Raw genomic sequence first — 14402 nt, 5'->3', positions numbered from 1 at the left:
GGCTACAGCCGCTCCGTCTCGTCCAGGTAGTCGAGCAGGGTCGCGTCCACGTCGTCGCGGAACCGCGTGAGGATGCGGGTGTCCTCGTCGTAGCGGTAGAGGTCCTCGCAGGAGATCCAGCGGTCGCGGGTCGCCTCGGCGGACCGGTACCCGTCTGCCGCCGTGCCGACCTCCCAGTCGGGTTTGCCCGCGGTCTCCCAGCAGCTGGCCAGGGTCCCGTCCGCGCTGATCACCGCGCCGTAGCGGCCTTCGGTGTGCCCGCAGGTGTGGCAGGGCCGGCGGGCGCCGGGACGGCTCACGGCGAAGCCGAGTTCGAGCGCCCGACGCTGCCACCGGGTGAAGTGGGCCGAGAGCTCGCCCGTGTGCAGCAGGTCGTTGGCGTACCCGATGCCCACGTCGCCGACCCGGGCGAAGTACAGGGCGCACCGGGAGGGGTCCAGCTCCGCCGCGAGCCGGTCGATGAGCGCGTCGACGCCGCCGAAGGTCTCCTGGGAGACGTTGACCCGTAGGGTCCACCGGATCGGCGTGACCTCGCCGGCCGCGACGATGTTGCGGACGATCTTGTCGAAAGTGCCACCGTTGTCCGCCCTGTTGACCCGGATGCGGTCATGGTCGGCGCGGTCGCCGTCGAAGGTGACCTGGACGGAGTCGAGCCCGAGGTCGGAGAGCTGCCGTGCGAGCCGCGGGGAGAGCAGCGTGGCGTTGGAGATCATCCACGCCGACGTCATCCCGATGCCCGCGGCCCGTTCCAGCAGCTCCAGGCAGCCACGCGGGTTGAGCAGGGGCTCCCCGCCGAACAGCAGGATGCGCAGCCGGTCCAGTTCGGCCGCGGCCATCTGCCGCTCGGTGAACCCGAGGATCGAGGTGATGGTCTCCGAGGTGAGACGGGTCCGGGCGATCCTGGGCGGACGGCTGCCGTCCGTGGTGTCCTGGGCCGTGTTCTGGAAGCAGTATCCGCAGCCCAGGTTGCAGTTGGTGCTGGTGAGGACGGTCAGCGCGTAGGAGCGGACCGGTGGGGAGGCGAACATGCCGCGCTCGCGCAGCCGGACCTCCGTGTCGGGCCGCAGGCCTCCCTCGGGCGTGACGTGCCGGCCGCCGAGGCGGACCACCCCGCCCCGGCCGAGGAACCACCAGTTGCGTCTGCCTTCGAGGAGGCGTGCGCCGTCCGGGAGTTGGACCAGTTGCTGGCTCATCGCGTCCTCCGAGCTGTGGGTGGTGCCGTGGTCGGAACGGGTTGGGGGTGGCGGCCGTTGACGAGGAGCAGCGTCGTCAGCGCCGTGACGAGCGTCGGCTGATAGGCCCACCGGAAGTACTGCTGGGGACCGGCGGACGCCGGAGCCCGTCCCCGGGCGGTCTTGCCGGGTATCGAGCCGTCCGGAGACCGGGCCCCCGCGAGCATCGCGAGGGCGGCCGTCCCCGAAGGCGTCCGCAGCGGGTCCGAGCCCAGGCAGTGCTGGGCGAGCAGCAGCTTGGCCGCGTACTCCCACGCGTTCTCGCCCACGCAGTGGTCGGTGAGCCGCTCCACCACGCGCAGCGCCCGCTCCCGGGCCTCCGTGTTCAGGCCGGTGTCGCGGAAGCCGTAGTCGGAGAGGTGGAACACGGTGTCCGTCACCTGGCAGACGTCCAGTTCGGTCACCGGCACGCCGTCGGCGCGCGCCAGCATGCTGTTCGCGTACAGCTTCTCGTACGAGGCCAGTTCGTGCCCGAGGCCCGCGAGATCGGCGTAGAACCTGGTTCCCAGGTGGAGGTAGGGCGACTTCCGGCGCGGCGTCAGATAGCCGTCGGCGGACAGTCGGCCGAGCAGGTCGCGTCGGGCGTCGGTGGCGGCCCCGGTCGGCGCCAGGGCGGCCCAGATCAGACCGAACGGGCGCGCGCTGTCGGGGGAGTGGGCGAGGAGGCGCGGGAAGTCCGGCCGCCGCCAGGCGTGCTCCACGACCGCGAGCACGGGCTCCAGGGCGATGTCGTCCGGCGCGGCCTTCTGCCAGCAGCGGCAGAGCAGCGCGAGTTGCAGGAGGGCCTTCACCCGCGGGGTCACGGGCAGTTCGGCGCGGCCGGCCGGGGAGTCGAGACGGCCCGCGTGGAGCCCCAGCCACCGTCCCGTGTCCGTGGACAGGATCGCGAGGGTCCTCTCGGCGACGGCGGCCCCGTTGTTCGTGTCAGGCGCTGACGTTCGCGTAGTCATGGTCCTCCTTCGGGATCACGGAGTGCTGCACCACTCGCTCGACGATGTCGGCCGCGCGGGCGGCGCCGTCCGTCGCGGCCAGCCTCCGGCCGAGGGTCCGGGCGCGGTCCCCCAGGGCTCCGTCCCGCCAGGCCGAGTCCAGCAGCGCCGGCCAGTTCGCCGGCGCGGATTTCGGCAGGTGCGCGGCCACCCCGGCCCGCATGCAGGCGCCGGTGAGCAGCGGCTGCTCGGAGCCGTTGGGCGAGGCCGCGAGAGGGCGGCCGCGCAGCAGAGCGGCCAGCACGGGGGCGGAGGTTCCGCTGGTCAGCACCATGCCGGCCAGGTCGATCAGCGGACCCATCCACGGTTTGCGCACCGTCAGGATGTCGGCTTCCGGCGCGGGTTCGGGGGCCGGGGAGCGGCCCTGCTCGACCACGGCCTGGAACCGGCCGCCGGTGAAGGTCCTGTTGAGGTGGGGCCACCGACTGCCGCCCTCGAACACGCGCCCGAGGTGTACGTACACCACGGGTTTCCGGGACCGTTCCACATGGTCCCTGACCGCTTCGACCTCGCCCGGTCCGGGCGTCGGCTCCCAGCGCAGCGGCCCCACGTGCCGGACGCGGTCGGGCAGTTCGGCGCCCGGGTACTCCAGCACCGGGTCGCCGCGCAGCAGCAGGGCGTCGCCGGGCAGCGGGTCGTCCCCCCACCGGGAGCCACGCGCCGGCAGCCCGGCCTGTTCCCGCACCTCGGCGTACTGCTGACGCATTTCACGGGTCCGGTTGCGCCGGGGCCTGCCCAGCGGTGGTTCGCCGTCCCCGCCCGCCCGGTAGTCCCAGAGGTGGACCGAGAGCCCGACCACGACCACGGGAAGGCCGAGCACTTCGGCCGCGAGCAGCGTGCCGTGGCACAGCACGGAGGTGATCAGCAGGTCGGTGCTGTCCGCGCGGGCGGCGCGCACGGTCGCCCGGTACTGTGCCATGGCGGAGCTGCCCCACCACGCGACGGAGAACGCGCGCCGTTCGCCGAAGTCCTCCGCCGCCGCGAACGGCAGTCCGGCGTCGGCCGCGACCGGTGCGGCGCCGGACCGGCCCAGCACGCTGACGTGATGGCCGCGGCGCCGGAGCTCACGACCGGCCGCGATCGCCGGGTAGAGGTAGCCGCCGTCGCTGAGCGGACACAGCAGGATCCTCACGACGCCCCCCGGCGGGGACGGGCCGGCCGGATGGCGGACGACGCGTGCCGGAGCGGAGCGGCCGGTGCCGGGAGTTCCCGCACCGCGTGCTGCGGGGCCCGGTGCGGGCGTCGGCGATGCGCCGGTAGGGCGGCGGGGGTCACTCGCTGCTCCCTCATGGCATGGCGGGCGGTGGCGGCCCTGAACGGGCGGGAGGGCCGGCAGGGGGAGGGCCGCACGGCGGCCGGGCCTGACGGCGGCCGGGCCTGACGGCGGCCGGGCCTCCGGCGCTCGGAAGGATCTGTCCGAGCGCCGGAGGCCCGCGCGGTGCATCAGGACTCGACGGGGCGAGCTACTGCAGCATGTCGCTGTTGTTGGTGAGGCAGTTGCCCGCCTCGTCCTCGCCGTCCTCACTGTGCGCGACGACCTCGAAGTCCTCGGACTCGGTCGGCTCCTGGCTCTGGTTCTCAGGCATGTTCTTCTCCTCTGTCGACGGTGTCGGTTGCACCGGCTGAGAAGAAACGTACGGACGCGCGGTATGGGAACGCCTGATCGTCGGCCCGACGCCGGTATACGGCCCCGGACACGGGCACGCGGCAGCACGGGAAACCGCTGCGGGGCCCGGTGCCGGACCGTGGACACGTGTCGGGCTCCCCGCGCGCCCACGCACGGCGAGCGGACCGCGAGGGGCGGTCGGGCGCGGTGGCTTCGGGCGGCCGCGCGGAAGGGGGCCGCCGCGCCCCGGGCCGGAGGCACTGGCCTCGACCGGCAGGGACCGGGGGCAGTGGCCTGAGCTGTGTACGGACCGGGGGAGCGCTACGCGTCCGGCAGCGGCCGTACCGTACGCGGCCCCACGCACCGGGCCCCGTACGCCTGGACCCGCTGCCGCAGTCCGCGGTCGGCGGTGACGACGACGCAGTCCCGGTCGGGGGAGGCCCCGGCCGCCAGCTCGGCGATCAGGTCGTCGCCGCTGCCGGTGGCCGGTTCGACCCGGACCCCGGCCACGGACGCGACGCCCCGGGCGGCCCCTTCGACGACGAGCACCAGCTCGACGGGGCCGGGCGCCCCGGGCAGCCCGGCCGCCGCGTACGGGACCAACGAGTCCCGCAGCCGGGCCGCCGCCCCGCGCCGGTCCCGCCACCACCCGTCGGGCACGGAACCGACCACATTGGCGGCGTCCACGATCACCAGCACCGTATCGTCGTCGCTCATCCCGGCAGGGTGTCACGGGGAGCGCGGTGCGGCGGTCCGTCAGCCGCCGGTGGCGGGGGACTTCTTCGCTTCCTCGGGGATCGTGGTGTCCTCGCGGATCGCCTTCCACAGCTGACCCGCCTGCGGCTGGGCCGCGACCACCCGGTTCTTGTCGATCTTGTCGTACTCCACCGGCAGCATGATCGTCTCCATCGATGCCGGGTCGACGCCGTTCATCGAGCGGGCGAACTCGGCCAGGGAGCTGAGCGAGGCGAGTCCCGAGTCGGTGGTGAGCGACTTGGTGGCCGATTCGGCGATCTTGTACGAGTTCGCCGGACTGCCCAGCAGGTCCTGCGACTTGACCTCGCTCAGCAGGGCCATCAGGAACTGCTGCTGGAGCCCGATGCGGCCGAGGTCGCTGCCGTCGCCGATGCCGTGCCGGGTCCGGACGTACGCCAGGGACTCGGTGCCGTTCAGCTTCTGCGGGCCCGCGGTGAGGCTCAGCCCGGACGCCTTGTCCTCGATGTCCTGCGGTACGTCGACGGTGACCCCGCCGATGGCGTCGACCAGGTCCTTGAACCCGGCGAAGTTGATCTCCAGGTAGTGGTCGATGCGGACGCCGGACATCTTCTCCACCGTCTTCACGACACAGGCCGGACCGACCTGCGCGTAGACGGAGTTGAACATGACGCGTTCCTTGGCCGGCACCGTGGATTCGTCGCCCCCGGCGCATTCGGGCCGGGTCACCAGGGTGTCGCGCGGGATGGAGACGGCGACGGCCTTCGACCGGCCCTCGGGTATGTGCACCACCATCGCGGTGTCGGAGCGGGCGCCGCTGACGGCCCCGCCGCCGCCCAGCTCCTTGTTCTCCGCCCCGGCACGTGAGTCCGAGCCGAGGACCAGCAGGTTCTGCCCGCTGGTGGGAAGCTTCTCCGGGCGGTCCTCGCCGAGCGCCTTGTCGATGTCGACGGCCTTGATGTTCCCGTCGAGCCGGCTGTAGAACCAGTAGGCGGTGGAGCCGCCGGCGAGCAGCAGGACGAGCAGGACACCCAGCGTGATCTTGAGGCCGCGGCGGCGCTTGCGGGGCTTGGCGGCGCGTCGGGAGGCGCGCGGGCCCGGAGGCATGACGTCGTTGCTCATCCTGCTGGAGTCCCTCGTTCTCTTGGCCCGGTCGGGCGGTGCGGAGTGGGGGACTCGGGTGGGGCCGGTCCACGCGCGTGGGGGGCTGAGCGTGCACTATAGACAGATTTTCGAATGTTGTGTAATTCTTCACGCGCCCTTCGGCCTCCGCACATGATCGCCGCCCGTCGCGCGATGGGGCGGTGAACTCCTCCGCCGCCTCGTCGTGCCGGGGGAGTGCTGCGCGTCGGGCCGAACAGAGATTCTATGATGGGTGCGTATCGGTCTGCCGCCCGTCCACAACGCCGACGCGTTGCCCGGGGCGGGGCCGAGGAACTTCTGGGAAGGACGACCTCACGCCATGCCGGTCAGATCCAAGCGCGCTGCCCGGAGAGGGGCCCCGCACCCGGGTGCCGAGGACCACGACGCCCGCGTACCGAACGACGCTTCCGCGCCTCTCCGCGCCCGGTCCACCGCGGGCGGCCGGTGGCTGGTCCTGGGCAAGGACGGCCGGCTCACCGCCTACGCGCTGGCCGCACAGGGACTGCTGCGCTGGACGGAGGAGTCCCCCGGCGGCCCCCGGTGGACCGGCCCGGTGCTCATTCCGGCTCCACATCTCACGCATCTGTCCGTGGCCCAGGGCGCCGACGGTTTCGTGCACTTCGTCGGCCGCCGAGCCGTCGAGGGGGACCACTGCCGGGCCGTCGACCTGGTGAGTGCCACCCAGTTCCAGTCCGGCCGCCCCCTCACCGAATGGCGGTCGCTCGGGAACCAGCACAAGGAACCCGAGAAGGCGGCGCGCATCGGCATACCGTCGGCCGCGGTGGGCCAGTCCGGTGCGCTCCACGTCTTCGTGCGGAACGCGAACGGAAGTCTCGTCATGCGGCGCGAGACCGCGGGCGGCAGCTGGCAGGGATGGCAGGACCTGAAGGCCGGACCGATCCGGGACGGAGTCGCCGTGGCCGGCGCCTCGACCGGTCGCGTCGAAGTGGTCGCCCCCGGGGACGGTCTGACGATGCGCTGGACCCAGGGCGAGCCCGGAGGTGCCTTCCGGCGCGACCAGGACATTCCGTTCGGCCATGCCGCCGGAAGCGCCGTCGCCCTGGAGACCGCGCCGGAACGGATGACGTTCTACTGGGCGGACGAGGGCACGGGCGGCGTCGTGGCGTACCGCCCGGGCACCTGGGCCATCTCGCTGGGCGGCGCGGCCTCGAACGTCCCGGTCGCCGCCCTGCGCGCCGTGCTCGACGGTTACGACTGCACGGTGCTCGCCCACCGGGGCCACGACGGCCAGGTCATGCTGGCGGCCTGCGGTACGGAGAACGAGAGCGGCGGCATGTGGTGGTCGCCCACCGGCGAGAACTGCGCGGGCGGCCCCGCGCTCGCGCACGACGTGTACGGGCGGGTGGTGCTGGCCCTGATCGGCGAGGACGGCGCACTGCACGTCGCCCGCCAGAGGCGCGAGCCCGGTCTCGCCCTGGAGCCTTCCGTGCGGGTGTGACGGCGACGGCGGGAGCATCACCCCTCGGGGCGCTCCCGCCGTTCATGTTTTCGCTCCCGCCCGCGCGGGGTGTTCCCCGCCCGCGGGGAACACCCCGACCGAGGGCTCAGGTGAGGAGCTTCAGCCCGATCGACAGGTAGTTGCTGTCCGTGTAGTACGGGTGGAATCGCACCGAACGGCCCTGCGGTGTGGCGACGACCCGCTGCGGGAAGACGTTCACCTGCTTCCGCTGCACGATGTCGTCGGCGAAGCGGCCGATCCGCAGCCGGTGCGCCGTGCCCGAGACCGTCAGATTCGCCGGGATACTCAGGGAGAGGTCCCAGATGGTGTCCAGCTCGATCATCCGGTCGCCGTACTGCAGGAGATCGATGGTGAAGCTGGCGCCGCCGTTGGAGAACGCGCAGGGGATGGTGAAGAACGACTCCTTGTTCTTCCGGCTCTGCGCGATGATGTGCGCGCCGTGCCCGTCGGCGTCGACATGAGGGCCGCCCTGCGCGGCGGCGACTCCCAGCGCGAACATCTGCACGTTGAGATGCGAACCCGCCGTCTCGATCCCGAGGACCTCCGCGTGCGCGGGAACCTCGCGGGAGACGATCTGGAGGTATCCGCCGTCGGGCGATCGCGTGAACGACCGGAACCGCGCCGGGGAGGTACTCGCGCCGGAGATGAGCGAGTTCGCGGACTGCTGGAGTTCCTTGATCTTGATGCGGCGCATCACCCCGTCGTCCTCTCGGCGCAGGAGGACGTTCCAGGTCCCGGTGGCCAGCCGGAGCTGCCCGGGGATCGCCGCGTAGTGCCCGTTGGCCGTCTGCTCCGTGGGGCCCGTCATCAGGGCCTGCCGGCCGTCCGCCGCGTTCACGCACAGGACGGTGAAGCGGTGGCCGGCGGCCCGGGTCGGGTCGACGACGAGTTCGAGGTCGCCCGAGGAAGTGGCCCGGCACAGGGCCTCGGGGCGGTAGTCGCGGGCCGTGAGCAGCCTGGAGAGGTACGTCTCGTAGGTGATGGCCTGCGACTCGTTGCTGTAGTCGCGGGCCTTCTCGACCGCGTTGGCGCCCATCTGCGACCGGGTCTCGGCGTCGCCCATGAGCCAGTCGAGGTTCTTGGCGAACGACTCCGCGTCCCCCACGGGGGACAGCACGCCGTCCACACCGTCGGAGATGATCTCCGAAGGACCGTGCGGACCGGCGGTACTGAGCACCGGGACGCCACAGGTCATGGCTTCCACGATCGTCAGTCCGAAGGTCTCGTCCGTCGAGGTCGAGGTGTGCAGCGCCGACTTGGCCAGTTCCTCACGGAGGTGCTTGGTGTGCCCCATGAGCAGGATGCGCTCGCTCGCGCCCATGTCGTCGATGAGCTTGCGGAGCTTCGGCTTCTCCGCACCGCTTCCGTAGATGCGCAGGGTCCAGTCGGGGTACTTCGTGCCCAGTCGCCCGAAGGCGTCGATGAGGAGGTCGAACCGCTTCCAGTCGACCATGCGCCCCGACGCGGTGACGATGCGCGACTCGCGTACGTCGGACCGCATGAACGTGCTGGTGACCGCGTTGGGAACGGCGTGGAAGTCCGTGCCGACCGCCCCGTAGGCGTCCCGGTGCGTCTGGGCGTCCCTCGACGTCACCGTGACGAAGCCGTCCAGCTGTGGGATGGCGAGGTCCAGCATCTGCCGTGAGGCGCGGCTCTGGTGGTGGTAGTGCGTGTGTGCCTGACCCAGCGTGACGTATCCGCCGGTGCCCAGGGCGGCCACGAGTGCGATGGCGCTCGGCGCCGTCGCGATCACGACGTCGGCGTCGGCGCTCTTCAGATACTCGGCGGCACGCTCGTCCACGAGCCTGCTGTAGCGGTTCTTGTCGTCGGGGTTCCATCCGGCGCCGGGGCAGCGCTCGGTGGCGGCCTGGTGCAGCGGATGGGTGAGGTCCGGCGAGCCGTCACGGGTGTCGACGAGGGTGCGCAGGGTGATGGCCGGGTCGAACCGCAGCGGCGGGACGTCGTGGTACTGGAAGGCGCTCACCAGCTCGACCTCGTGCTGCCGGGCGGCGAGGGAGTTGGCGAGCGTCTGCGTGGCGACGGACGTACCGGCCTGCCCGTACGCGCTGTACATCAGGAATGCGATCTTCACAGGTCCCCCTGGATCGGTGGCCATGAGGCCCGGCTCAGTCGGAATGACTTTCGGAGTGGTTCAGGACCTGCGAGAGTGCGGATTCGAAGGCGGAGTCGGGCGCCGACGTCGGGTCCTGCCGCCGCACGTCGATCACATGTCCCGTCATCGTGGAGAGAAGCACGTCGAGCGAGCTGCGCGCGACCTCCTCCGACGAGAGCAGGGACCCCTCCGGCTCCTGCCCGAACGCCTTGGTGCGCATCGGGGTCGCGGTGCGCTCCGGGTTCACGCAGTTGACCCGGATGCCGTCCTCGGCCCATTCGTCCGACAGCGCCTGGGTGAGGTTGACCATGGCGGCCTTGGTGGAGGAGTACAGGCTGTACTCGGCGCGCCCGCGGGTGTAGCTGCTGGAGGTGAAGAGCAGCAGCTGCCCGGCAGTCTCGGCCAGGTACTTGTACGAGGCACGGGCGATGTTCACGGGCGCGAGGTAGTTGACCTCCATCGCCTCGCGGACGGTGGCGTTGTCGGCCTGGTCGAGCCTGCCGATGCGCAGCACGCCCGCGGTGTTGACCACGTAGTCGATCCGGCCGGTCTCGGCGTAGGCGGTGGCGAAGGCCTCGTCCACGTGGTCGGGGTTCTCGACATGGGTGCCGGTCGTGGAGCGTCCCAGCGCGTAGACGGTCGCCCCGTACTCCCGCGCTATCCGGGCGATGTCGCCGCCGATCCCGTACGAGCCGCCGAAGACGAGCATGGTGCGGCCCGCCAGCCGGTCCCGGTAGAACTCCTCGCCGCTGTGCGCCGGGGCCGTCGTGGAGGCCAGCTGGAACAGCTTGTCGGCGATGAAGACGTCGACGGGCTGGGTCACCTTCATGTTGTACTCGTCGCCCGTCACCACATGGACGGGGACGTCGGGCAGGTACTTCACGACGACCGAGCAGTCGTCGGTCGCCTGGAAGAACGGGTCCGCGGCGGCGTGTTCGTAGGCGGCGCGGATGGTGGAGAGCCGAAAACCCTGCGGGGTCTGCCCCCGCCGGAGCCGGGCGCGGTCGGGCACCTCAGTGATGAACTCCCCGTCGTTCCCGTGTGTCCGGGTGACGATCACGGTGTCGGACGACGGGATGGCCACGTCGACGGCCCGGTAGCGCTCCAGCGCCTCCACGCATTCCTTGACCACACGCTGGGACAGCATCGGGCGCACGGCGTCGTGGAACAGCAGGTTGCAGTCCTCGTCGGCGCCGAGCCGCCCGGACACCGCCGCGATCGCGATGTTCGTCGTCTCACTGCGGGTGCCGCCCCCGGCCAGCACCGCCGACACCTTGCGCAGCCCCGCCCCGGCGACGATCTTCTCGGCCTCCGTCACATGGCTCGGCGTCATCAGGACGATGACGTCGTCGATGTCCGGAGCGTTCTCGAAGACCCGCAGGGTGTGCTCCAGGATGGGCCTCCCCGCGATCTTCAGAAGCTGCTTCGGGATGGCGAGCCCGATGCGCTGCCCGGTGCCACCGGCGAGGACAACGGCGACTGTACGGCGACGGGTGGCGCGCGTGGTCAAGACGTTCCTGCTTCCTGTCGAGGATGAGGGGCGTACGAGAGGCCCGGACACGGAGCGTCCGGGCGACGGGGAGTGTGCGGAATCCGAGTGCGGTCAGGCCGGCTGACGGGGCTGCTGACCGGAGAGGCCGGGGTGGTCCGGGTGTTCGACGGGGAAGTCCCGGATCCCGGACCGGTAGAGAGTGTTCGCGGCCTCGGCGAAGCGAACGGTCGACGGCGGGCTGTCCGGTCCCAGCAGGTATTCCTTGAGCTGTTCCCGGTAGGGGGCCATCACGTCTTGGTCGACGGAGAGCATGGCGGTGAGCGCCGTCTCCAGACCGTTGCACTCGGCGTCCAGGAGGTAGGAGGCGTACGCGGTGCGCTGCTCGTTCCGGAACTCGGCGTCGGGGAGCCCTTCGAGGTTGAAGATGGCGTACGGCTTACGGGTCGCCACGAAGTCCGACACCACGCTCGACATGTCCCCGATGAGCAGATCGGAGTGGTTGAAGCAGTCGTACAGCGTGGGCACCTTGTCGGTCACGACATGGTGAGCGTCGGCGGGCAGCGAGTCCCAGTAGAGCGCGCCCGCCTGGGCGCGGAACTTGCGGATACGGGTGGTCCGCTCCGCCTCGGTCAGGTCCGGGTACTTGGAGCGGACGCCACGCTCCTGGAGCGCGGCGAGGCGCTTGTCGATCCGGGCCAGCCGACGGGCCGCGGTCTTCGAGTCGAGGACCTTGCGCCCGAACCGGCGGGTGTTGTCCTCCTGGAGGAGCGCGATGATGCGCCGGTGGGCGGCCGCGGCCGCGGGGGAGCGGGTGCCGGTCAGCGGATGAGGCTTGTAGATGATTCGCAGTTGCTCCTTGTACGAGAGCAGGGTGCGTATGAGGTGCTCGCCGGCCGGGATGACCGAGGTGTAGCAGGCGTCGTCCGTCCAGCCCTCCCAGGTGGGGGCGTAGATGACGGTGGGTATCTCGTTGTCGACCGAACCCGTCCAGCGGCGCAGGGGCATCAGCTGCGGGCGCCCGACCTCCACGATCTGCTGGGCGGTCACCGCGTGCTTGATGCGCTCGTAGCGGTCGCGTCCGGCGCGTCCGGCCACCCAGATCTCGTCGAAGACCTTGCTGACGCGGTTGCTGCTGGCCAGCTTGTCGCTGTCGCCGTGACCGATGAAGACGTGCTTGACCTCGTGCCGCTGGAGCATGTGCACGTTCTTTCCGGCGTTGCCGGGGTAGAGCGTGACGCGGAGCTCGGGCATCTCGACGCGGGCCAGGTACTCGGCCTTGGGAACGCAGATGACCGGTACGGAGGTGGCGTCCAGGAAGCGCAGCGTGGCCCGCTCGCGCAGCACGATGATGGGGCGCAGGTCCAGCTCCTCTAGCGACTCCAGCCACATGTTCACCTGGTACATGAAGTCGCGGGAGACGGCGGCGAAGGTGAAGTACAGGGCGACCTGCGGCCGGTACTGCCCGAGCTGCCAGTTCAGCTCGTCGATGGCCTCGTCGGGGGTGGGCAGGACCAGCGCGCTCCGGGCGCCGGGCAGCAGGACGAGCACGGCCAGGAAGGCGAGCCAGACCGTGGCGATCCCGCCGAAGGTCACGTACTCCCAGTCGTCCGTGGCGACGGTGCCGATCGCACCGGCCATCAGCGGGACGTCCAGGTGCAGCATCTTGCGGACGTGCTTGCTCGTCAGGAACGGATGCGGCATGCGGCGGATGCCCAGCGCTTCGAGGTCCAGCCCGCGTGTGGTGAAGGGCAGCGCCGCGCGTTCGGACTTGACCCGCTTGACCATCGCCCCGTAGACGAGCTGCAGCGTGAAGAGCAGCAGCAGCCCCACCGCCGTCATCTGGATGACGAACGAGTCCAGGTCGATGATGGCGCCGCAGAGCGCGAGCAGCAGGAACTGACGGATCAGGAAGCGGATGGTGAGCCCGAAACGCGAGTCCCTCAGCCGTTCCAGCGTGGAGGACTCGGCGGTGTGCAGGAGCAGGTCGGCCAGGTAGCTGACGGCCGCCGCGTAGGCGAAGACGGGCAGCGACACCATCACCACCGCGGCCATCATCGCCACGAAGCTCAGCACCAGAGCAGCTGTGATCAGGACCCCCAGTACGGCCTGACGTTTTTGCTTGCCCATGGGCTGCCGACCCCTCCCTCGAATGATCTTGTGCGGCGCTGGCTGGGTTGCCGGCCAGGAACAGGACTGCCGCACGTCACAGTGGGGGCCGTGCCGCGGCGGTACTCCGGTGCGGACGGTGCGTAAGGAACTTGTGAAGCATCCGATCAAACTTTAGACACTGGCCGCGCTCACCAAAGAACTTTCAAGGGGCAAAAATAGAACAATTGTCGTCTGGATGCTGAACAGTTATGAACAGTTGGCTGTCACGTGATCGAAATGCGCGACTTGCGTCACATCTGACGGCCGTGGAGTCGGCTCACGTCGTGGCGCCCGGGGCCGGGCACGCGTAGACGGCGAGACGGCGGTGCCCGGGGGTCTTGACCGAGAAACCCACACAGAGCTGGGGCTCGGGCGCGGCCCGCACGGCAATCCCCTCGGGTTCGCGGTACCCCAGCTCCGGCGCCACGGTCACCTTGCGGCGGCCCGCTACCTCGCCGGTGCGCACATCGAGCGCCGCCACGAAGGTGTCGCCCCCGCCCGAGGGAGGGTTGGCCCCGGCTTCGTCCGTGTAGCCCTTGCCGGTCAGCTGGTAGATGTGGTTCCCGTGCAGCGCGCACCCCTGGACCCACTCCCCGTCACGCAGGGCGCCGTCGACGACCGTGTGCAGGGGCTCGTACCGCCCGGCGAGGAAGTCGTCCGTCCGGTAGACCGCGTAATGGTGCGCCTCGCCGACCCAGTGACTCACCAGGACCCGGCCGTCCACCGGATCGAAGGCCGGATGGAGCTGACGGCTGCCCGGCAGCGGCCGGTGGTGCCGTACGGCGGGCGACGAACTGTCCAGGACGGCCCCCTCCCGGAACGGCACCCGGGCGACGGCGCGTCCGTAACCGGTCCGCTCGTCCACATCGGACTCCACCCAGAGCAGCACGTCCTCGCCCGAGGTCTCCACGCCCATCGAGACTCCGTGGCCGAACCCTCGGAGATACATGTGCCCGGCGGCGCCCCCCGCGAGCGGCAGCACCGAGACGCACATATCGCCCGCCGCCTTCCGTTCGCGACCGGACAGGGGCTCGTCCTCGTCGGGCAGCCGAAGCCCACCCGCCATCACCTGCAGCGCGTACACCCGGTCGCCCACGGGGTCGAAGGCGATCGACTGGGGTCCGCTGACGGTGCGCAGCGGGCTCGGCGGCAGCAGCGCCACCGCCTCGTCCACGGCGAACAGTCCCACCGTCGCCGGGGGAGGAGCCGCCCGGTCGTCGCGCCCGGTCGCCCAGGACAGCACGCCGCCCGCCGCGGCGATGGCCGCGCCACCGCCGGCGAAGAGGACCGCTCTACGGCCGAGGTGATTCCTGGTGCCCGTCATACCGGTGTGCACGCCGTTCTGCCCGTGGACGGGGACCGTCCACTTCCCGGGCTGCTCAGGGGGGGAGTGATCGGGGCATTCTGTCACCACTCCACCGGGACCGGTCCGGGCAGGCACGAAGGGTACGACTCGTCGCCGAGTCGTACCCTTCGTGGTCCGTC

At 71.0% G+C, this 14402-nt stretch carries 11 protein-coding genes; 1 reads left to right on the top strand and 10 read right to left on the bottom strand.

All coding sequences use genetic code 11. The features are described 5' to 3' along the window. Positions 1-2: 2 nt before the first annotated feature. The 6 genes from ACGF2Y_RS07895 to ACGF2Y_RS07870 form a co-directional block, all read right to left on the bottom strand. Positions 3-1193: a radical SAM protein gene (locus tag ACGF2Y_RS07895; protein WP_392944024.1), complete on the bottom strand. Its 1191-nt coding sequence runs from the start codon at positions 1191-1193 to the stop codon at positions 3-5. Then, the gene (locus tag ACGF2Y_RS07890) at positions 1190-2182 is read right to left on the bottom strand and encodes a DUF6895 family protein (RefSeq protein WP_392944022.1); all 993 of its coding nucleotides are present in this window, start codon (positions 2180-2182) and stop codon (positions 1190-1192) included. The genes ACGF2Y_RS07895 and ACGF2Y_RS07890 overlap by 4 nt, the downstream gene beginning before the upstream one ends. After that, positions 2157-3353: a glycosyltransferase gene (locus ACGF2Y_RS07885; RefSeq protein ID WP_392944020.1), complete on the bottom strand. Its 1197-nt coding sequence runs from the start codon at positions 3351-3353 to the stop codon at positions 2157-2159. Before ACGF2Y_RS07885 ends, ACGF2Y_RS07890 begins: the two co-directional genes overlap by 26 nt. A gap of 331 nt (positions 3354-3684) precedes the next feature. Beyond that, a complete protein-coding gene (locus ACGF2Y_RS07880) occupies positions 3685-3807 on the bottom strand; it encodes a hypothetical protein (RefSeq protein ID WP_257132553.1) in 123 nt (40 codons plus the stop codon). Positions 3808-4148: 341 nt separating this feature from the next. Then, positions 4149-4544, bottom strand: a complete 396-nt coding sequence (locus ACGF2Y_RS07875) for an NTP pyrophosphohydrolase (RefSeq protein ID WP_392944018.1) — start codon at positions 4542-4544, stop codon at positions 4149-4151. 39 nt (positions 4545-4583) lie between these two features. After that, on the bottom strand, positions 4584-5663 hold the full coding sequence (locus ACGF2Y_RS07870) for an LCP family protein (RefSeq protein WP_392944016.1): 1080 nt from the start codon (positions 5661-5663) through the stop codon (positions 4584-4586). Positions 5664-6003: 340 nt separating this feature from the next. Here ACGF2Y_RS07870 and ACGF2Y_RS07865 point away from each other — a divergent pair, with 340 nt between their 5' ends. Next, entirely contained in the window at positions 6004-7143 is a 1140-nt protein-coding gene (locus ACGF2Y_RS07865) for a hypothetical protein (RefSeq protein WP_392944014.1), read from the top strand. A 106-nt stretch (positions 7144-7249) separates the two neighbouring features. On the opposite strand, the gene ACGF2Y_RS07860 is transcribed toward ACGF2Y_RS07865, so the two are convergent. The 4 genes from ACGF2Y_RS07860 to ACGF2Y_RS07845 form a co-directional block, all read right to left on the bottom strand. Beyond that, positions 7250-9256 carry a glycosyltransferase gene (locus ACGF2Y_RS07860; protein WP_392944012.1) on the bottom strand — a complete coding sequence of 669 codons (2007 nt, stop codon included), beginning with the start codon at positions 9254-9256 and terminating at the stop codon, positions 7250-7252. A 34-nt stretch (positions 9257-9290) separates the two neighbouring features. Further along, complete coding sequence (locus ACGF2Y_RS07855) at positions 9291-10787, bottom strand: SDR family NAD(P)-dependent oxidoreductase (RefSeq protein ID WP_392944010.1); 1497 nt, start codon at positions 10785-10787, stop codon at positions 9291-9293. A gap of 93 nt (positions 10788-10880) precedes the next feature. After that, positions 10881-12896 (bottom strand): hypothetical protein, encoded by a 2016-nt coding sequence (locus ACGF2Y_RS07850; protein WP_392944008.1) that lies wholly within the window; start codon positions 12894-12896, stop codon positions 10881-10883. A 298-nt stretch (positions 12897-13194) separates the two neighbouring features. Then, positions 13195-14241, bottom strand: coding sequence for a signaling protein (locus tag ACGF2Y_RS07845; protein WP_392944006.1), 1047 nt, complete (start codon positions 14239-14241; stop codon positions 13195-13197). Positions 14242-14402 lie beyond the last annotated feature (161 nt).

Origin of the sequence: Streptomyces sp. NPDC048142 (genome assembly GCF_043202835.1) — a bacterium.
GTDB lineage: Bacteria > Actinomycetota > Actinomycetes > Streptomycetales > Streptomycetaceae > Streptomyces.
The sequence above is the reverse complement of the archived record's forward strand: the minus strand, read 5'-3'. Positions and strand labels throughout refer to the sequence as shown.